This window comes from Duganella sp. LjRoot269 (assembly GCF_964254095.1).
Lineage (GTDB): Bacteria > Pseudomonadota > Gammaproteobacteria > Burkholderiales > Burkholderiaceae_D > Rugamonas > Rugamonas hordei.
In genome coordinates this window covers 5,157,681-5,173,464 of record NZ_CAXUSL020000001.1, presented here as the reverse complement: position 1 = coordinate 5,173,464, position 15,784 = coordinate 5,157,681, and the positions used below count along the sequence as shown (strand labels likewise).

The following is a 15,784-nucleotide window of genomic DNA, read 5'->3' as shown; positions in this document are numbered from 1 at the left end:
CCATGGACGCGTCCCCATTTCATGCCGGCGAGCTGACCATCCAGCAGCGCGTGGGCGTGCGCGAGCAGATGGCCGGTGCCGGCGCGGCCGGGGTGCGCGACTACATGCCCGATCAGCATCGCCAATTCTTCAGCGAGCTGCCGATGTTTTTCATCGGTGCGCTCGATGCTGAAGGGCAGCCGTGGGCCACGGTGCTGGCCAGCGATCCCGGCTTCGTATCGACGCCCGACGCGCGCACGCTGCACATCGCCGGCGGCATGCTGGCCGGCGATCCGTTGCAAGACCAGTTGGGCGTCGGCGTCCACTTCGGGGGATTGGGACTGGTGCCGTCCACGCGGCGGCGCAACCGCGTCAACGGCGTCATCACGTCGGTGGACGAGGGAGGCATGCGGGTGGCGGTGTCGCAAAGCTTCGGCAACTGCCCGCAATACATCCAAGACCGTGCCGCGACGCCGGCGCCGGCCGCGCGCGAAGTGCATGTGCTGCGCGGTGCCCAGCTGAGTGCGCAGGACCGAGAGCTGATCGCCCGCGCCGACACCTTCTTCATCGCCAGCGCCAATCTGGATGACAAGGCGGGCAAGGGCAAGGGGGCGGATGTCTCGCATCGCGGCGGACGTCCGGGCTTCGTGCGCATCGACGACGACCGCACCTTGACCTCGCCCGAATTCGTCGGCAACTTCTTCTTCAACACGACCGGCAACCTGCTCAGCCATCCGCGCGCGGGCTTGCTGTTCATCGACTTCGAACGCGGCGACATGCTGCACGTGGCGGTGGAAGCGGAGATTATCTGGGACGGTCCGCAAGTGCGGGCCTTCGCCGGCGCGGAGCGGCTGCTGCGTTTTCATGTGCGGCAAGTGGTGCGCAATGTCGGCGCGCTGCCGTTCCGCTGGAGCGCACCCAAACCCGCCGCGCAGGTAGCACGCACCGGCACCTGGGCCGAGGCGGACAGTGCGCTCGACGCCGCCGCGTTGACCGGCAAGTGGCGGCCGTTCACCGTGACCGAGGTTGTGCGGGAAAGCGACACTGTGCGTTCGTTTTACTTCGAACCCGCCGACGGTGTGGGCTTGGCCGCGCACGTGCCGGGCCAGTTTATTTCTGTACGCCTGGCTGCAGGCGCTGCGGGATCGGCCATGCCGCTGGTACGCAGCTACACCTTGTCCGATGTTCCGAATGGCCGCCGCTACCGCATCAGCGTCAAGCGCGACGGCGCCGTCTCCGCCTGGCTGGACGATCATCTGGCACCGGGTGCGCGCATCGAGTTGATGGGCCCCGGCGGCGACTTCACGTTCGAGGAGGGCACGCGACGCCCGGCCGTGCTGCTGTCGGCAGGCATCGGCATCACACCCATGATCGCCATGCTGAACGGCTTGCTGGTGAACGGCAGCCGCACGCGCCATCGGCACCCCATCCATTTCTTCCACGGCGCCCGCAACCGCCGCGAGCAGGCGTTCGGGGAGCATTTGCAAGCAATGGCGGCCGGACACCGCAATCTCAACGTCCACATACGCTACAGCGGCGAGGGCGACGCTGCCGCGTTCAACGGCGACATCGCCAACTGGAAGGCCAGCGCCGGTCGCATCGACCTGGCGTGGCTGAAAACGCAACTGCCATTCGACGACTACGATTTCTACCTGTGCGGTCCTGCGCCGTTCATGCAGCAGATGTACGACGGCCTGCGCAGCCTGAATGTCGCCGACGAACGCATACGGTTTGAAGCCTTCGGTCCGGCCAGTGTGCGGCGCGATGCAAGGTCGCCGGAGGTGGCCGCGGCCGTGCCGGTACAGTTCACCAGGTCGGGCATTTCGGCATTGTGGGACGGCAGCGCGGGCAGCCTGCTGGAGCTGGCCGAGTCCAAAGGCATACCGGCGGAATTCAGTTGCCGCTCCGGCGCGTGCGGTACCTGCGCGGTCGGCATCGGGTCCGGAGCGGTCAAGTACATCCGGGACTGCGGCGCTCAGGCGGATGCAGGGCAGGTGCTGATATGCTCCGCCATCCCGGCCGCCGGTAGCGCGGCCATCGCGCTGGACCTCTGACCTATAGCGACTTGATATAGCGCGGATCGACTTGCGCGCAGTAGCTGGCGCAGGCCTGGCGGGCGGCGTTGGCGGCGGCGTGCACCAGCATCTCGGCGTTTGAATGGAAGCACATCGAGACGATGATCGAAGGCGGTTCCGGCTGCACCGGCAGCTCGATAAACTCGCCGCTCTTGAGCGCGTCGACCACGAACAGGCTGGGGATGGCCGCCACGCCGTAGCCGTCCTTCACCAGCTGCACGATGGCCGCCACCGACGGCGAGCAGGTGATGCGCGTCTGCTCCAGCGGCACCATCGCCAGGTTGGCCATCTTGCTGACGATCTCCTCGATCATGCGCTGCGGCGCCGTGCCCCGTCCGAAAGTCAGGATGGGCAGCGCCAGCAGGCGCTGGTTCAAACCTTCCTTGCGCGTGTCGATCAAGCCCTTGCGGGCGATCCAGTGCAGCGGATACACCGCCAGCGCCTCGGAGACGATATCGCTGCTCTCCACGCCTTCCACCTGTATCACCAGATCGAGCTCGCGCGCCCGCAGGCGCCGTTCCAGCACGTTGCTCATGTCGACCGCCAGGTCCACTTCCAGCTCCGGGTACATCGTGTTCAATTCGCGGATGTACTGCGCCAGCCAGCTGTGCACCACCGATTCGATCACGCCGACCCGCAGGCGGCCGCGTATCGCGCTGTCCTTTTGCGCCGCCGCCACCAGCCGGCGCGTGGCGTCGACCACCGCCTTGGCCGGTGCCAGCAGATATTCGGCGTTGGCGGTCAGGCGGAAGTCCTTGCTGCTGCGGTCGATGAGTTCCGTCTGCAGTTCCTCCTCCAGCGTCTTGATGCGCAGCGAGATGGCGGCCGGCGTCGCATGCAGCGCGCGGGCCGTGGCGCGGAAGCTGCGCAGCTGGGCGAGGGTGACGAAGGTCTCGAGGAAGCGGGTATTCATGGGAAACAAGAATACCTTAACCGTCCGCACCAAGATAGCGCGGAGTGGTAAGAAAAACTATACAACAACAGCAAAAATAACTAGATGGCGTGTAGGGGTATTCAAGTTTATTCTTAACTCATGTAATTTTTTTACTGAATAAGCGAGCCACCCAATGACCCCACTTGAATTACGTCACAAGGTACGCAGCGGCGAATTCCGCCTGCCGACCGCCGGCTATTGCGGCCCGTACGCCCAGGCCAACCTGGTGATCCTGCCGCAGGCGCATGCCGACGATTTCCTGCTGTTCTGCCAGCGCAATCCGCGCGCCTGCCCGTTGCTGGCGGTCGGCGAACCGGGGCAGTGGAACGTGACCCGTCTCGGCGAGGACATGGACCTGCGCAGCGACACTCCCGGCTACAACATCTATCGCGGCGGCCAGCTGGCGTCGCAGACGCATGCGCTGCACGACGTCTGGCGCGACGACCTGGTGGTGTTCGCGATCGGCTGTTCGTTCTCGTTCGAGCAGATGCTGATCGAGGCCGGCATCCCACTGCGTCACATCAAGCAGCGCAAGAACGTCGCCATGTACCGCACCAATATCCGCAACCAGGGCGCCGGCCCATTCGGCGGCGAGATGGTGGTGTCGATGCGGCCGATGAAGGCCGCCGATGCGATCCGCGCGATCCAGATCACCAGCCGCTACCCGGCGGTGCACGGCGCTCCGGTGCACCTGGGCGACCCGTCGCTGATCGGCATCGCCGACATCGACCATCCAGAGTACGGCGATCCGGTCGAGATCATGCCTGACGAAATACCGGTCTTCTGGGCATGCGGCGTCACGCCGCAGGAAGCCATCCGCCATGCGCGCCTGCCGCTGGCGATCACCCACCAGCCGGGCTACATGCTGGTGACCGACATACTGAATTCATCCTTAGCAGCGTTCTAACTTAAAACCAAAGTGGCACCCAGGACGGACCCGCAGCGCGTGTCCGAACGGGGATTGCTACGCCAAACAAAAAGGGGAGCACCATGAATACCAGAGCACTAGCAACCACCCGGGAGGAGGGATTTTTCTCCTGGTTCCACGCATTGACCGGCAAGGAGCGCCGCACCTTCTGGAGCTGCAAGATCGGCTATGCGCTCGACGCGATGGACACGCAATTCCTCAGCTTCGTGATCCCGACGCTGATCGCCACCTGGGGCCTGTCCAAGGGCGACGCCGGCTTGATCGGCACCGTCACCTTGCTGACCTCCGCCGCCGGCGGCTGGATCGCCGGCATCCTGTCGGACCGCATCGGCCGCGTCAAGACGCTGCAGCTGACCATCCTGTGGTTCGCCTTCTTCACCGTGCTGTGCGGCCTGGCGCAGAACTTCCAGCAGCTGCTGGTGGCGCGCGGCCTGATGGGCTTCGGCATGGGCGGCGAATGGACCGCCGGCGCCATCCTGATCGGCGAGGTAATCCGCGCCAAGGACCGCGGCAAGGCGGTCGGCATGGTGCAGGCGGGATGGGCCATCGGCTGGGGCGTGTCGGCGCTGTTGTATGCGCTGATGTTCTCGCTGCTGCCGCCCGAATGGGCATGGCGCTCGCTGTTCCTGCTGGGGATACTGCCGGCGCTGTTCGTGATCTTCATCCGCCGCTTCGTCGATGAGCCGGAACTGTTCGTGGCGCAGCAGAAGGCGGTGGCGCCGGAAGACCGCGCCTCGTTCGCCCAGATCTTCGCGCCGAAAATGCTGAGCACCACCTTGCGCGCCGTCCTGCTGACCACCGGCGCCCAAGGCGGCTACTACGCCATCACCACCTGGCTGCCCACCTTCCTCAAGACCGAGCGCCACCTGACGGTGCTGGGCACCGGCGGCTACCTGGCGATGGTCATCGTCGGCTCGTACGTGGGCTACATCGTCAGCGCCTTCCTGACCGACTACCTGGGCCGCAAGAAGAACTTCATCCTGTTCGCCACCGGCTCGATGTGCATCGCCCTGGCCTACACCCGCCTGCCGGTGACCGACGGCGTGATGCTGTTCCTCGGCTTCCCGCTCGGTTTCTGCGTGTCCGGCGTGTTCAGCGGCATGGGCGCCTTCCTGACCGAGTTGTTCCCGACCTCGATTCGCGGCTCCGGCCAGGGCTTCAGCTACAACATGGGCCGCGCGATCGGCTCGCTGTTCCCGCTGATGATAGGCATGAGCAGCCAGTCGATGGCGCTGGGCGAGGCGATCGGCATCTTCGCCGGCACCGCCTACGGCGTGATGATCCTGGCCGCGCTGACGCTGCCTGAAACCGCCGGCAAGAAACTCGAATCCTGATTTAGACTGTAGAGGTAACACCATGAAAAACGACATCCCCGCTCAACAACTTCGCTGGCAGTTCTGGGTCGACCGCGGCGGCACCTTCACCGACATCGTCGCGCGTCGTCCGGACGGCAAGCTGGTGACGCACAAGCTGCTATCCGAGTATCCGGAGCGCTACGACGACGCGGTCACGCAAGGCATGCGCGACCTGCTCGGACTGAAGACGGGCGATCCGCTGCCGGCGGACCAGATCGAAGTGATCAAGATGGGCACCACCGTGGCCACCAACGCGCTGCTGGAGCGCAAGGGCGCGCGCACCGCGCTGGCGATCACGCGCGGCTTTGCCGACCAGCTGCGCATCGGCTACCAGGACCGGCCGGACATCTTCGCCATGCGCATCGACCTGCCGGACCTGATCTACGAGGAAGTGATCGAGATCGACGAACGCATCGGCGCGCGCGGCGAAGTGCTGGAAGCGCCGGATGAAGAGCGGCTGCGCGGCCAGCTGATGGCCTTGCGCGCAAAGGGCATCGACGCCATCGCCATCGTGCTGATGCACGCCTATCGCTATCCTCAGCACGAGCAGCGGCTGCGGGCGCTGGCGGAGGAGACGGGCTTCACGCAGATCTCCGTCAGCCACCAGGTCAGCCCGTTGATGAAGATCGTCGGCCGGGGCGACACGACGGTGGTCGATGCCTACCTGTCGCCGGTGCTGCGGGACTACGTGTCGCGGGTGTCGGCCGACACGGGCGACGTGCGCATCATGTTCATGCAGTCCAACGGCGGCCTGACGGACGCCGGCCGCTTCCAGGGCAAGGACGCGATCCTGTCCGGCCCCGCCGGCGGCATCGTCGGCGCGGTCAAGAGCTGCGAGGCGATCGGCCTGAAACAGGTGATCGGCTTCGACATGGGCGGCACCTCGACCGACGTCGCCCACTACGACGGCGCGTACGAGCGGGTGTTTGAAACCGTGGTGGCCGGCGTGCGGGTGCGTGCGCCGATGATGCACATCCATACCGTGGCGGCCGGCGGCGGCTCGATCTGCAGCTTCGAGAACGGCCGCTTCAAGGTCGGCCCGGAATCGGCCGGCGCCAATCCGGGGCCGGCCAGCTACCGCAAGGGCGGGCCGCTGACTGTCACCGATTGCAACGTGATGCTGGGCCGTATCCAGCCGGAGCACTTCCCGCACGTGTTCGGCCCCAACGGCGACCAGCCGCTGGACCGCGACGTGGTGGTGCGCGCCTTCGGCGAACTGTCCGAGCGCATCGCCCGTGAAACCGGCACCCGCCTGTCGCCATCGGCCGTGGCCGACGGCTTCCTGGCGGTGGCGGTCGACAACATGGCGCAGGCGATCAAGTCGATCTCGGTGGAGCGCGGCTATGACGTCAGTCGCTACGCCATGTGCTGCTTCGGCGGCGCCGGCGGCCAGCATGCCTGCCGCGTGGCCGACGTGCTGGGCATGACCAAGATCGTCATCCACCCGTTTGCCGGCGTGCTGTCCGCCTTCGGCATGGGTTTGGCCGATATCCGGGCGATGCGCGAGGGCGCCGTCGAGCAGCTGCTGAGCGAGGCGACGCTGGACCAGCTGGGTCCCAAGCTGGTGGAACTGGCGCGCGATGCCGCCACCGAACTGCTGGAACAGCAGGTGGCGCAGGACGATATCCGCGTCGAGCTGTGCGCGCGGCTGAAGTACCAGGACAGCGATTCGGCCTTCGTCATCCCGCTGGGCAGCGTGACCGAAATGGGCGAGGCCTTCGCGGCGCTGTACCGCGGCCGCTTCGGCTTCGTGATGGAAGGCCAGCCGCTGGTGATCGAATCGGTATCGGCCGAGGCGATCGGCGCCGGCGACGGCGCGGACTTCGTCATCGAAGTGCCGGCCGGCGGCGGTGCCGACTCGGCGGGCCGCGTCTACAGCTACGTCGACGGCCAGACCGTGCCGATCGCGCTGCACGTGCGCGCCGAGCTGGCGGTCGGCAGCCGCGTGACCGGTCCGGCGCTGATCCGCGAGGAGATCGCCACCACCGTGGTGGACGCCGGCTGGACCGCGCGCGTACTGCCCGACCACACGCTGATGCTGGAGCGCAGCGTGGCCGCCGGCAGCGCCCACAAGATGACCACCGCCGTGCATCCGATCTACCTGGAGATCTTCAACAACCTGTTCATGTCGATCGCCAAGCAGATGGGTACCACGCTGGAGAACACCGCCTACTCGGTCAACATGAAGGAGCGCCTGGACTTTTCCTGCGCGATCTTCGACCGCCACGGCAACCTGATCGCCAACGCGCCGCACATTCCCGTGCACCTGGGCTCGATGAGCGACAGCGTGCTGTGCGTGATCCGCCAGCATGCGGCGACGATGGCGCCGGGCGACGCGTATGTGCTCAACGTACCGTACAACGGCGGCACCCACCTGCCGGACATCACCATCGTCTGCCCGGTGTACGGAGACAGCGAGGCGCCGCTGTTCTACGTCGCCGCGCGCGGCCACCACGGCGACGTCGGCGGCATCACGCCCGGCTCGATGCCGCCCAACAGCACCAGCATCCTGGAAGAAGGCGTCCTGCTGGATAACATCAAGATCGTCGACCGTGGCGTGTTCCTGGAGCCGATGGTGCGCGAACTGTTCGCCGCCGGCCCTTGGCCGAGCCGCAACATCGACCAGAACATCGCCGACCTGATCGCGCAACTGGGCGCCTGCGAAACCGGCGCCAACGAGTTGCTGAAGGCGGCTTCCTGCTACGGCGAGGACGTGGTGCTGGCCTACATGCAGCACGTGCAGGACAACGCCGAAGCGGCGGTGCGCAAAGCCATCGGCGGCCTGCGCGACGCCAGCTTCTCGTACGAGATGGACGATGGCGCGGTGCTGAAGGTCAAGCTGACCATCGACCACGCCAGCCGCAGCGCGACGGTGGACTTCACCGGCACCAGCGGGCAGCGGCCGACCAACTTCAACGCGCCGCTGTCGGTCTGCAAGGCCGCCGTGCTGTACGTGTTCCGCACGCTGATCGACAGCGACATTCCGATGAACGAGGGCGTGCTCAAGCCGCTCAACCTGATCATCCCGGAAGGCTCGATGCTCAATCCTCGCTATCCGGCGGCGGTGGTGGCGGGGAACGTAGAGGTGTCGCAGTACGTCACCGACGCGCTGTACGGCGCGCTGGGCGTGATGTCGGCCTCGCAGGGCACGATGAACAACTTCACCTTCGGTAACGAGGAGCACCAGTACTACGAGACCATCGCCGGCGGTTCCGGCGCCGGTCCCGGCTTTGACGGCACGGCCGCCGTGCAGACCCACATGACCAACTCGCGCATGACCGATCCGGAAGTGCTGGAGTGGCGCTTCCCGGTGCTGGTTGAAACCCATGCGATCCGGCGCGGCAGCGGCGGCGAGGGAACGCAGCGCGGCGGCGACGGAGCATTGCGCCGCATCCGCTTCCTGGAGGCGATGACGGCCAACATCCTGGCCGGCCACCGCCGCATCGCGCCGTTCGGGCTGGAGGGCGCGGCGCCCGGCGCGCTGGGCCGCAACTGGGTCGAACGCGGCGACGGTTCGGTCGAGGAGTTCGGCGCCACGCACACCGCCGAGATGCAGGCCGGCGACGTGTTCGCGATCGAGACGCCGGGCGGCGGCGGCTTCGGTTCATAAGCTTTAAATAAGGCGGGATAGCCAGGGCTCGTTATCCCGTCTCCAACATCAGAGCCTATTCAAACGGGGATAAAAATGAAAAAGACTATGCTTGCGCTCATGCTGAGCGCATTGGCAGGGACGGCTGCAGCCCAATCCAACGTGACGGTGTACGGCATCGTCGACATGGCGGTGGTGCGCGAAAGCGGCGGTGTGGGCGCGGCCGCTTCCGCCACCAAGCTGACCAGCGGCGTGGAGTCCGGCTCGCGCCTGGGCTTCAAGGGCACCGAAGACCTGGGCAACGGCCTGTCGGCCATCTTCCTGCTGGAGAACGGCTTCCAGGCCGACACCGGCGCGATGGGGCAGGGCGGCCTGCTGTTCGGCCGCCAGGCCTACGTCGGGCTGCAGAGCAAGACCGCCGGCACGCTGACCCTGGGCCGCCAGTACACGCCGCAGTACCTGGCGGTGGCGGCGGTCGATCCGTTCGGTTCCGGCACGGCGGGCGACACCAAGAACCTGATGGCCTCGACCGGCAACAGCGCCAGCCGCATGGACAACGCGGTCAAGTACGCGTCGCCGGTGGTCAACGGCTTCAGCGCGGAAGTGGTCTACGGCGCCGGCGAAGTCGCCGGCGACAGCACGGCGCAGCGCCAGTTCGGCGGCGCGCTGGCCTACACCAACGGCCCGCTGGTGGTGCGCCTGGCCCATCACAACCGCAACAACAACACGGCCACGCTGAAGAACACCAGCAGCGCCAAGAACACCGTGCTGACGGCGCTGTACGACTTCGGCGTGGCGAAGGCGCACTTCGCCTACGGCGTCGACAAGGGATTGAACAGCGCCTTGCCGCGCAACCTGAACAACCCGTTCGGCTACGCCGTCGCGCCGACACCGACCACCGACAGCAATGTGGTGCTGCTGGGCGTGACGGTGCCGCAGGGCGTCGGCACCTGGCTGGCCTCCTACATCCGCAAGAACGACAAGACCAGCTTCAACCAGGATGCCGAGCAACTGGCGGCCGGCTATCGCTACAACCTGTCCAAGCGCACGGACCTGTATGCGGTGTACGCGTACATCCGCAACAAGAACGGCGCCGGCTACACGGTCGGCAGCGCAATCGAGGGCGGCACCGGCAACCGTGGCCTGAACCTGGGCATCCGCCACATCTTCTAGGCGGCCGCCATGCGCTCACCCGCCCATACCATCCACAGCTATTTGCTGGCGAAGGATGGCAATCGCCCGCACTTGATGGCCGAAGCGTTCAGCGAGGACGCCATGCTGTCGATGCAGGTCAACACTGAAAGCATCGCGTTTCCGCCGTTGTCGCAGGGACGCGAGGCCATAGCGGACGTGCTGGTGCGCCGCTTCGGGCAAAGCTACGAGAACGTCTATACGTTTTGCCTGACGCCGCCGCCGGGACAGCCGATTCCTGTCTTCAGTTGCGAATGGTTGGTGGCGATGACGGACAAGGGCAGCGGCAATGTGCGGGTGGGCTGCGGGCGCTACGACTGGCATTTCGAGGACCTCACCGGTCTGGCCGAGCGGCTGGCGATCACCGTGGAGGTGATGCAGATACTGCCGCCGGCCGCCCAGGAGCGGGTCATGAAATGGGTGGCTTCGCTGCCTTATCCGTGGTGCGCCACCGAAGCCGTCATCGCCCGCGCGGCGGATGTTGTCGGCGTGGGACCGGTGCTGGCCTGGCTGGCATCCAATAATCGACTTTTAAGAGATCGACTTTTAACCGAGGGAGTTGAAAAATGAAGAACCTGCTGAAATATCTGGTAGTGGGCTGCGCTGCGCTGATGTTCAATGGTGGCGCCGGCGCAGCGGAGAAGGGTACCGCCGACGAAGCGGTGGCGATGGTCAAGAAAGCCGGCGAGTTCCTGAAGAAGAACGGCAAGGAAAAGGCCTTTGCCGAGTTCAATAATCCGAAGGGACAGTTCATCCACAAGGATTTGTACATCTTCGCTTTCGGCGCCAACGGCGACGGCGTCGAACTGGCCAACGGCGCCAACATCAAGTTGGTGGGCAAGAACGTCAAGGAGATGAAGGATGCCGACGGCAAGTACCTGATCAAGGACATCCTGGCCTTGGGCACGGCGGCGGAGGGCAAGGGCTGGGTCGACTACAAGTGGCCCAACCCGGTCACCGGGCAGATCGACGGCAAGCGTACCTACGTGGAGCGGGTCGATGACGTGATCATCGGCTGCGGCGTCTACAAATAAGCGATGCTGGCGCTGAAGGTATTGCTGGTGCCGGTGTTTCTGCTGGCGCTGTCGCTTGCCGGCCAGCGCTGGGGACCGGCGGTGGCCGGCTGGCTGGCCGGGCTGCCGGTGGTGACCGGTCCCATCCTGTTCTTCCTGGCCGCCGAGCAGGGCACGGAATTCGCTGCCCACGCGGCATCGGCGGCGCTGTCGGCGGTGTTCGCGTCGGTGGTGTTCAGCGTCGCGTATGCGCACGCGGCGCGCCGCGCCGGCTGGCCGGTGGCGCTGCCGGCAGCCTTGGCGGGATGGGTGGCGGCGGCCTGGGGGCTCTCGTGGCTGCCGGTGTCCGCGGCGGCATCGCTGCTGGTGGCGCTGGCAACGCTGGCGGCCGCGCCGCGTCTGTTCCCGGCGGTGGCGGCGCCCGGCGCCCGCTCGCTGGCGGCGGCCGAGCTGCCGCTGCGGATGCTGGCCGGCGCGCTGCTGACGCTGGCCGTGACGCTGGCCGCGCGTATGCTCGGCGCGCACTGGAGCGGGCTGCTGGCGGTGTTTCCTATCCTGGGCATCGTGCTGGCCGTGTTTTCGCATCGGGCCCAAGGCATGGCCTTCGCCGCGGCGCTGCTGCGCGCCATGGCGGCGGGACTGTACTCGTTCGTGGCCTTCTGCTTCACGCTGTCGGTGACCCTGCCGCGACTGGGCCTGACGGCGGGTTTTGCGGCCGCCGTGCTGGCCGCGTTGGCGCTTCAGCTGGCGACCCGCCGCAAGCTGCCGGCCGCGCCTGCCGCCGGCTGAAGTGTCCAGCGTACCTGCCTGCCCGGTTTATCGCCACCCGGCTTGCCAGCATGCGTTGAATTCAATCGGCATGCCTGGGGATTCAGTGCTTGAGCGAACGGCGCATCACCAGCGGCGGCGGCTCCATCGGATTGGCGTGCGAGTATTCGAGTTCCTCGGCCAGTTCGAATTCGAAGGCGGTGTAGAAGTCGATCAGCTTGGGCTGGTCGCTGCGCACGGCGAGCCGCACTTCCTCGACGCCGGTGGCCAGGCCGTGATGGATCACCGCTTCCAGCAGGTGCTGCGACAGGTTGCCGCCCCGGTACTCGGGCAGCACGCCCATGCGGCAGATTTCCCACACGTCGGCATCCGAATCGAGCGGCAGCCAGCGCACCGAGCCCACCGGCCGCTCGTCGACCAGCAAAACAAAACCGCCGCCATCGCGCAGGTGTTCTGCGACGAGGACGGCGGTTTCGCGGTGGCCGCTGGAAGTGACGTTGACCTTGCCGGCCCACGCGGCGCGCGTGAGGTCGGCAATCAGCTTGGCATCGTCATTCGTTGCTTCACGTACCACGATGTTCATGCAGACGCCCTTAGCGGATACGCATGCCAGGCTCAGCGCCCGGCCACGGATTGAGGATGTAGATGCCAGGGTTGGCTTTTTCGTCCTTGGCCGAACCGGCCAGCACCATGCCTTCGGACACGCCGAACTTCATCTTGCGCGGCGCCAGGTTGGCCACCATCACGGTCAGCTTGCCGACCAAGTCTTCCGGCTGGTACATCGATTTGATGCCGGAGAAGACGTTGCGCAAGCGGCCTTCGCCGACGTCCAAGGTCAGCCGCAGCAGCTTGTCGGAACCGTCGACGTGCTCGCAGTTGACGATCTTGGCCACGCGCAGGTCGATCTTGACGAAGTCATCGATACTGATCTGCGGCGCCAGTTCTTCCACGCCTTCCGGCATCGGCGCGGCCGGCACCGCGGCCACGGCGGCAGGCTTGGCGGCCTTGGCTGCGGGAACCGGGGCCGCTGCGGCGGCCGCCTGCTGCGATGGGGCGTCGAACAGGTCTTCGATCATCTTGGCGTCGACGCGTGTCATCAGGTGCGAGTAGGCGCCGATGGTGCGGCCCAGCATCGCGGCCGAGACCGCGCCGCTGGCCACATCGGTATCGGCCCACATCAGCTGCTCGTCGTTGAGGAACTTGGCGACATTGGCGGCAACGCCCGGCAGCACCGGAGACAGCAGGATGGTCAGCTGGCGGAACAGGATCAGCGCGGTGGTGCAGACGTCGTGCAGTTCGGCCAGCTTGGCCTCGTCCTTGGCCAGTATCCACGGCTTGTTCTCGTCGACATACTGGTTGGTGATGTCGGCGATTTCCATGATCTCGCGCAGCGCCTTGCCGTATTCGCGCGCATCGAAGTTGGCCGAGATGCTGGCCTGGCGTTCGACGCCTTCAGCGGTGACCAGCGCGCGCTTGATCCAGCCCTGCGCGCCCTCGGACAGCGAGGTGGCCAGCTTGCCGTCGAACTTCTTGGCGATGAAACCGGCGCAGCGCGAAGCGATGTTGACGTACTTGCCGATCAAGTCGCTGTTGACACGGGCCACGAAATCGTCGCCGGTGAAGTCCAGGTCTTCCACTTTCGAGTTCAGCTTGAAGGCGATGTAGTAGCGCAGCCATTCCGGGTTCATGCCCAGGTTCAGGTAGCGCAGCGGCGAGATGCCGGTGCCGCGCGACTTCGACATCTTCTCGTTGTTGACGGTCAGGTGGCCGTGCACGTTGACCTTGAGCTTGTCGATCACCGGGTGGTTGGCGAAGTTCAGCATCGCCGGCCAGAACAGCAGGTGGAAGGACACGATATCCTTGCCGATGAAGTGGATCTGCTCGGTGGCCGGATCCTTCAGCAGCGCCTCGTAGTCGATGCCTTGCTTTTCGCAGTAGTTCTTCAGGCTGGCCAGGTAGCCGACCGGCGCGTCCAGCCAGACGTAGAAGAACTTGCCCGGCGCGTCGGGAATCGGGATGCCGAAGTAGGGCGCGTCGCGCGAGATATCCCAGTCGGCCAGCTTTTCGCCGGCTTCGCCCAGCCACTCGGACACCTTGTTGACCATCTCCGGCTGCAGGCGGCCCGGCGTATTCAACCAGTCCTTGAGGAACTGGTAGCAGCGCGGGTCGGACAGCTTGAAGAAGTACTGCTCCGAATCCTTGAGGATGGGCGTGGCGTTGGTGAACACCGAGAACGGGTTGATCAGTTCGGTCGGCTGGTAGGCCGCGCCGCACACTTCGCAGTTGTCGCCGTACTGGTCCTTGGCGTGGCACACCGGGCACTCGCCCTTGATGTTGCGGTCGGCCAGGAACATGCCTTTGACCGGGTCGTAGAAGCGCGGCACGATCTTGGTCTGGATCAGGCCGTTGTCGCGCAGCTTGCGGTAGATGCCCTGCGACAGCTCGACGTTTTCCGGCGAATCGGTCGAATACCAATTATCAAAGGCGATATGGAAACCGTCCAGGTACTGGGCGCGGCCGGCGGCGATCTTGGCCACGAATTCCTGCGGCGTGATGCCTTCCTTTTCGGCGGCGATCATGATCGGCGTGCCGTGGGTGTCGTCGGCGCCGACAAAGTGCACCACGCGTCGCGCGTCGCCGTCGCGCTGCATTCGCTGATACCGGACCCAGATGTCGGCCTGGATGTACTCCATCATGTGGCCAATATGGAAAGCGGCATTTGCGTAGGGCAGGGCAGTGGTGACAAACAGCTTGCGGGTCATGGTTGATGCACTTTGTGGGTGGAAAAAGAGCATTTTAACAGTGGAAGCGGCAAGCGCGCACTATGCGCTAGAATGAGGGCACATTTTACGGAGAGTTACATGAGCATCACAGTAGAAGACGTCAAAGCCGCGCTGTCCCAAATTATTGACCCAAATACAACAAAAGACTATGTCAGCGGCAAGGCCGTGAAGAATTTGAAGGTGGAAGGCGACGCCGTCTCGCTCGATATCGAGCTGGGCTACCCCGCCAGGAGCCAGTTCGACGCTGTTCGCGCCAGCGTGATCGCCGGCCTGCGCGCGCTGCCGGGCGTCGGCAACGTCAGCGTCAATGTCACGAGCAAGATTATTTCGCACACCGTGCAGCGCGGCCTCAAGCTGATGCCGAACGTGAAGAACATCATCGCCGTCGCCTCCGGCAAGGGTGGCGTCGGCAAGTCGACCACGGCCGTCAACCTGGCGCTGGCGCTGGCCGCCGAGGGCGCCTCGGTCGGCCTGCTGGACGCCGACATCTACGGCCCGTCGCAACCGATGATGCTGGGCGTCAGCGGCCGGCCGGAAACCAAGGACGGCAAGACCATGGAGCCGCTGGAAAACCACGGCGTGCAGGTATCGTCGATCGGCTTCCTGATCGACCCGGACGAGCCTATGGTGTGGCGCGGCCCGATGGTCACGCAGGCGCTGCAGCAGCTGCTGGAGCAGACCAACTGGCGCGACCTCGATTACCTGATCGTCGACATGCCGCCCGGCACCGGCGACATCCAGCTGACCTTGTCGCAGAAAGTGCCGGTCACCGGCGCCGTCATCGTCACCACGCCGCAGGACATCGCGCTGCTGGACGCGCGCAAGGGTTTGAAGATGTTCGAGAAGGTCGGCATTCCGATCCTCGGCATCGTGGAAAACATGAGCACCCATATCTGCTCGAACTGCGGCCACGCGGAGGAAATCTTCGGCGCCGGCGGCGGCGCGAAGATGTGCAAGGATTTCAACGTCGAGTTCCTCGGCGCCTTGCCGCTGACCATGGCGATCCGCGAGCAGGCCGATTCCGGCAAGCCGACCGTGGTTGCCGAGCCGGACGGCCAGGTCGCCGCCATCTACAAGGATATCGCCCGCAAGATCGCGGTGCAGGTCTCGGAGAAGGCCAAGGATATGACCAGCAAGTTCCCCAGCATTGTTATCAAGAACGACTAACC

Annotated in this window: 11 protein-coding genes and 1 pseudogene; 9 read left to right on the top strand and 3 right to left on the bottom strand. The window is 65.5% G+C overall.

The window, feature by feature from the left end; all coding sequences use genetic code 11:
* Positions 1-2: 2 nt before the first annotated feature.
* Positions 3-2,033: a 2Fe-2S iron-sulfur cluster-binding protein gene (locus ACSQ3S_RS23125; RefSeq protein ID WP_436143906.1), complete on the top strand. Its 2,031-nt coding sequence runs from the start codon at positions 3-5 to the stop codon at positions 2,031-2,033.
* A 1-nt stretch (position 2,034) separates the two neighbouring features.
* Here ACSQ3S_RS23125 and ACSQ3S_RS23120 read toward each other — a convergent pair whose 3' ends face one another.
* Positions 2,035-2,967, bottom strand: a complete 933-nt coding sequence (locus ACSQ3S_RS23120) for a LysR family transcriptional regulator (RefSeq protein ID WP_176651670.1) — start codon at positions 2,965-2,967, stop codon at positions 2,035-2,037.
* 154 nt (positions 2,968-3,121) lie between these two features.
* On the opposite strand from ACSQ3S_RS23120, the gene ACSQ3S_RS23115 reads away from it, so the two are divergent.
* The 7 genes from ACSQ3S_RS23115 to ACSQ3S_RS23085 all read left to right on the top strand — a co-directional run bounded on the left by ACSQ3S_RS23115 (position 3,122) and on the right by ACSQ3S_RS23085 (position 11,853).
* Positions 3,122-3,895, top strand: a complete 774-nt coding sequence (locus ACSQ3S_RS23115; protein ID WP_436143905.1) for a putative hydro-lyase — start codon at positions 3,122-3,124, stop codon at positions 3,893-3,895.
* A gap of 83 nt (positions 3,896-3,978) precedes the next feature.
* Positions 3,979-5,250: an MFS transporter gene (locus ACSQ3S_RS23110; protein ID WP_176651668.1), complete on the top strand. Its 1,272-nt coding sequence runs from the start codon at positions 3,979-3,981 to the stop codon at positions 5,248-5,250.
* A gap of 22 nt (positions 5,251-5,272) precedes the next feature.
* Positions 5,273-8,881: a hydantoinase B/oxoprolinase family protein gene (locus ACSQ3S_RS23105; protein WP_436143904.1), complete on the top strand. Its 3,609-nt coding sequence runs from the start codon at positions 5,273-5,275 to the stop codon at positions 8,879-8,881.
* 75 nt (positions 8,882-8,956) lie between these two features.
* Entirely contained in the window at positions 8,957-10,033 is a 1,077-nt protein-coding gene (locus ACSQ3S_RS23100; RefSeq protein ID WP_436143903.1) for a porin, read from the top strand.
* A 9-nt stretch (positions 10,034-10,042) separates the two neighbouring features.
* Complete coding sequence (locus ACSQ3S_RS23095) at positions 10,043-10,621, top strand: hypothetical protein (protein WP_413449153.1); 579 nt, start codon at positions 10,043-10,045, stop codon at positions 10,619-10,621.
* Positions 10,618-11,085, top strand: a complete 468-nt coding sequence (locus ACSQ3S_RS23090; RefSeq protein WP_436143902.1) for a cache domain-containing protein — start codon at positions 10,618-10,620, stop codon at positions 11,083-11,085. Before ACSQ3S_RS23095 ends, ACSQ3S_RS23090 begins: the two co-directional genes overlap by 4 nt.
* A gap of 3 nt (positions 11,086-11,088) precedes the next feature.
* On the top strand, positions 11,089-11,853 hold the full coding sequence (locus tag ACSQ3S_RS23085; protein WP_436143901.1) for a hypothetical protein: 765 nt from the start codon (positions 11,089-11,091) through the stop codon (positions 11,851-11,853).
* An 82-nt stretch (positions 11,854-11,935) separates the two neighbouring features.
* Here ACSQ3S_RS23085 and ACSQ3S_RS23080 read toward each other — a convergent pair whose 3' ends face one another.
* A complete protein-coding gene (locus tag ACSQ3S_RS23080) occupies positions 11,936-12,415 on the bottom strand; it encodes a GNAT family N-acetyltransferase (RefSeq protein WP_176651662.1) in 480 nt (159 codons plus the stop codon).
* A 10-nt stretch (positions 12,416-12,425) separates the two neighbouring features.
* Positions 12,426-14,651, bottom strand: a pseudogene (gene metG, locus ACSQ3S_RS23075) (methionine--tRNA ligase); the annotation flags it as partial.
* A 15-nt stretch (positions 14,652-14,666) separates the two neighbouring features.
* On the opposite strand from metG, the gene apbC reads away from it, so the two are divergent.
* Positions 14,667-15,782 (top strand): iron-sulfur cluster carrier protein ApbC, encoded by a 1,116-nt coding sequence (gene apbC, locus ACSQ3S_RS23070; protein ID WP_353403020.1) that lies wholly within the window; start codon positions 14,667-14,669, stop codon positions 15,780-15,782.
* Positions 15,783-15,784: the final 2 nt, after the last annotated feature.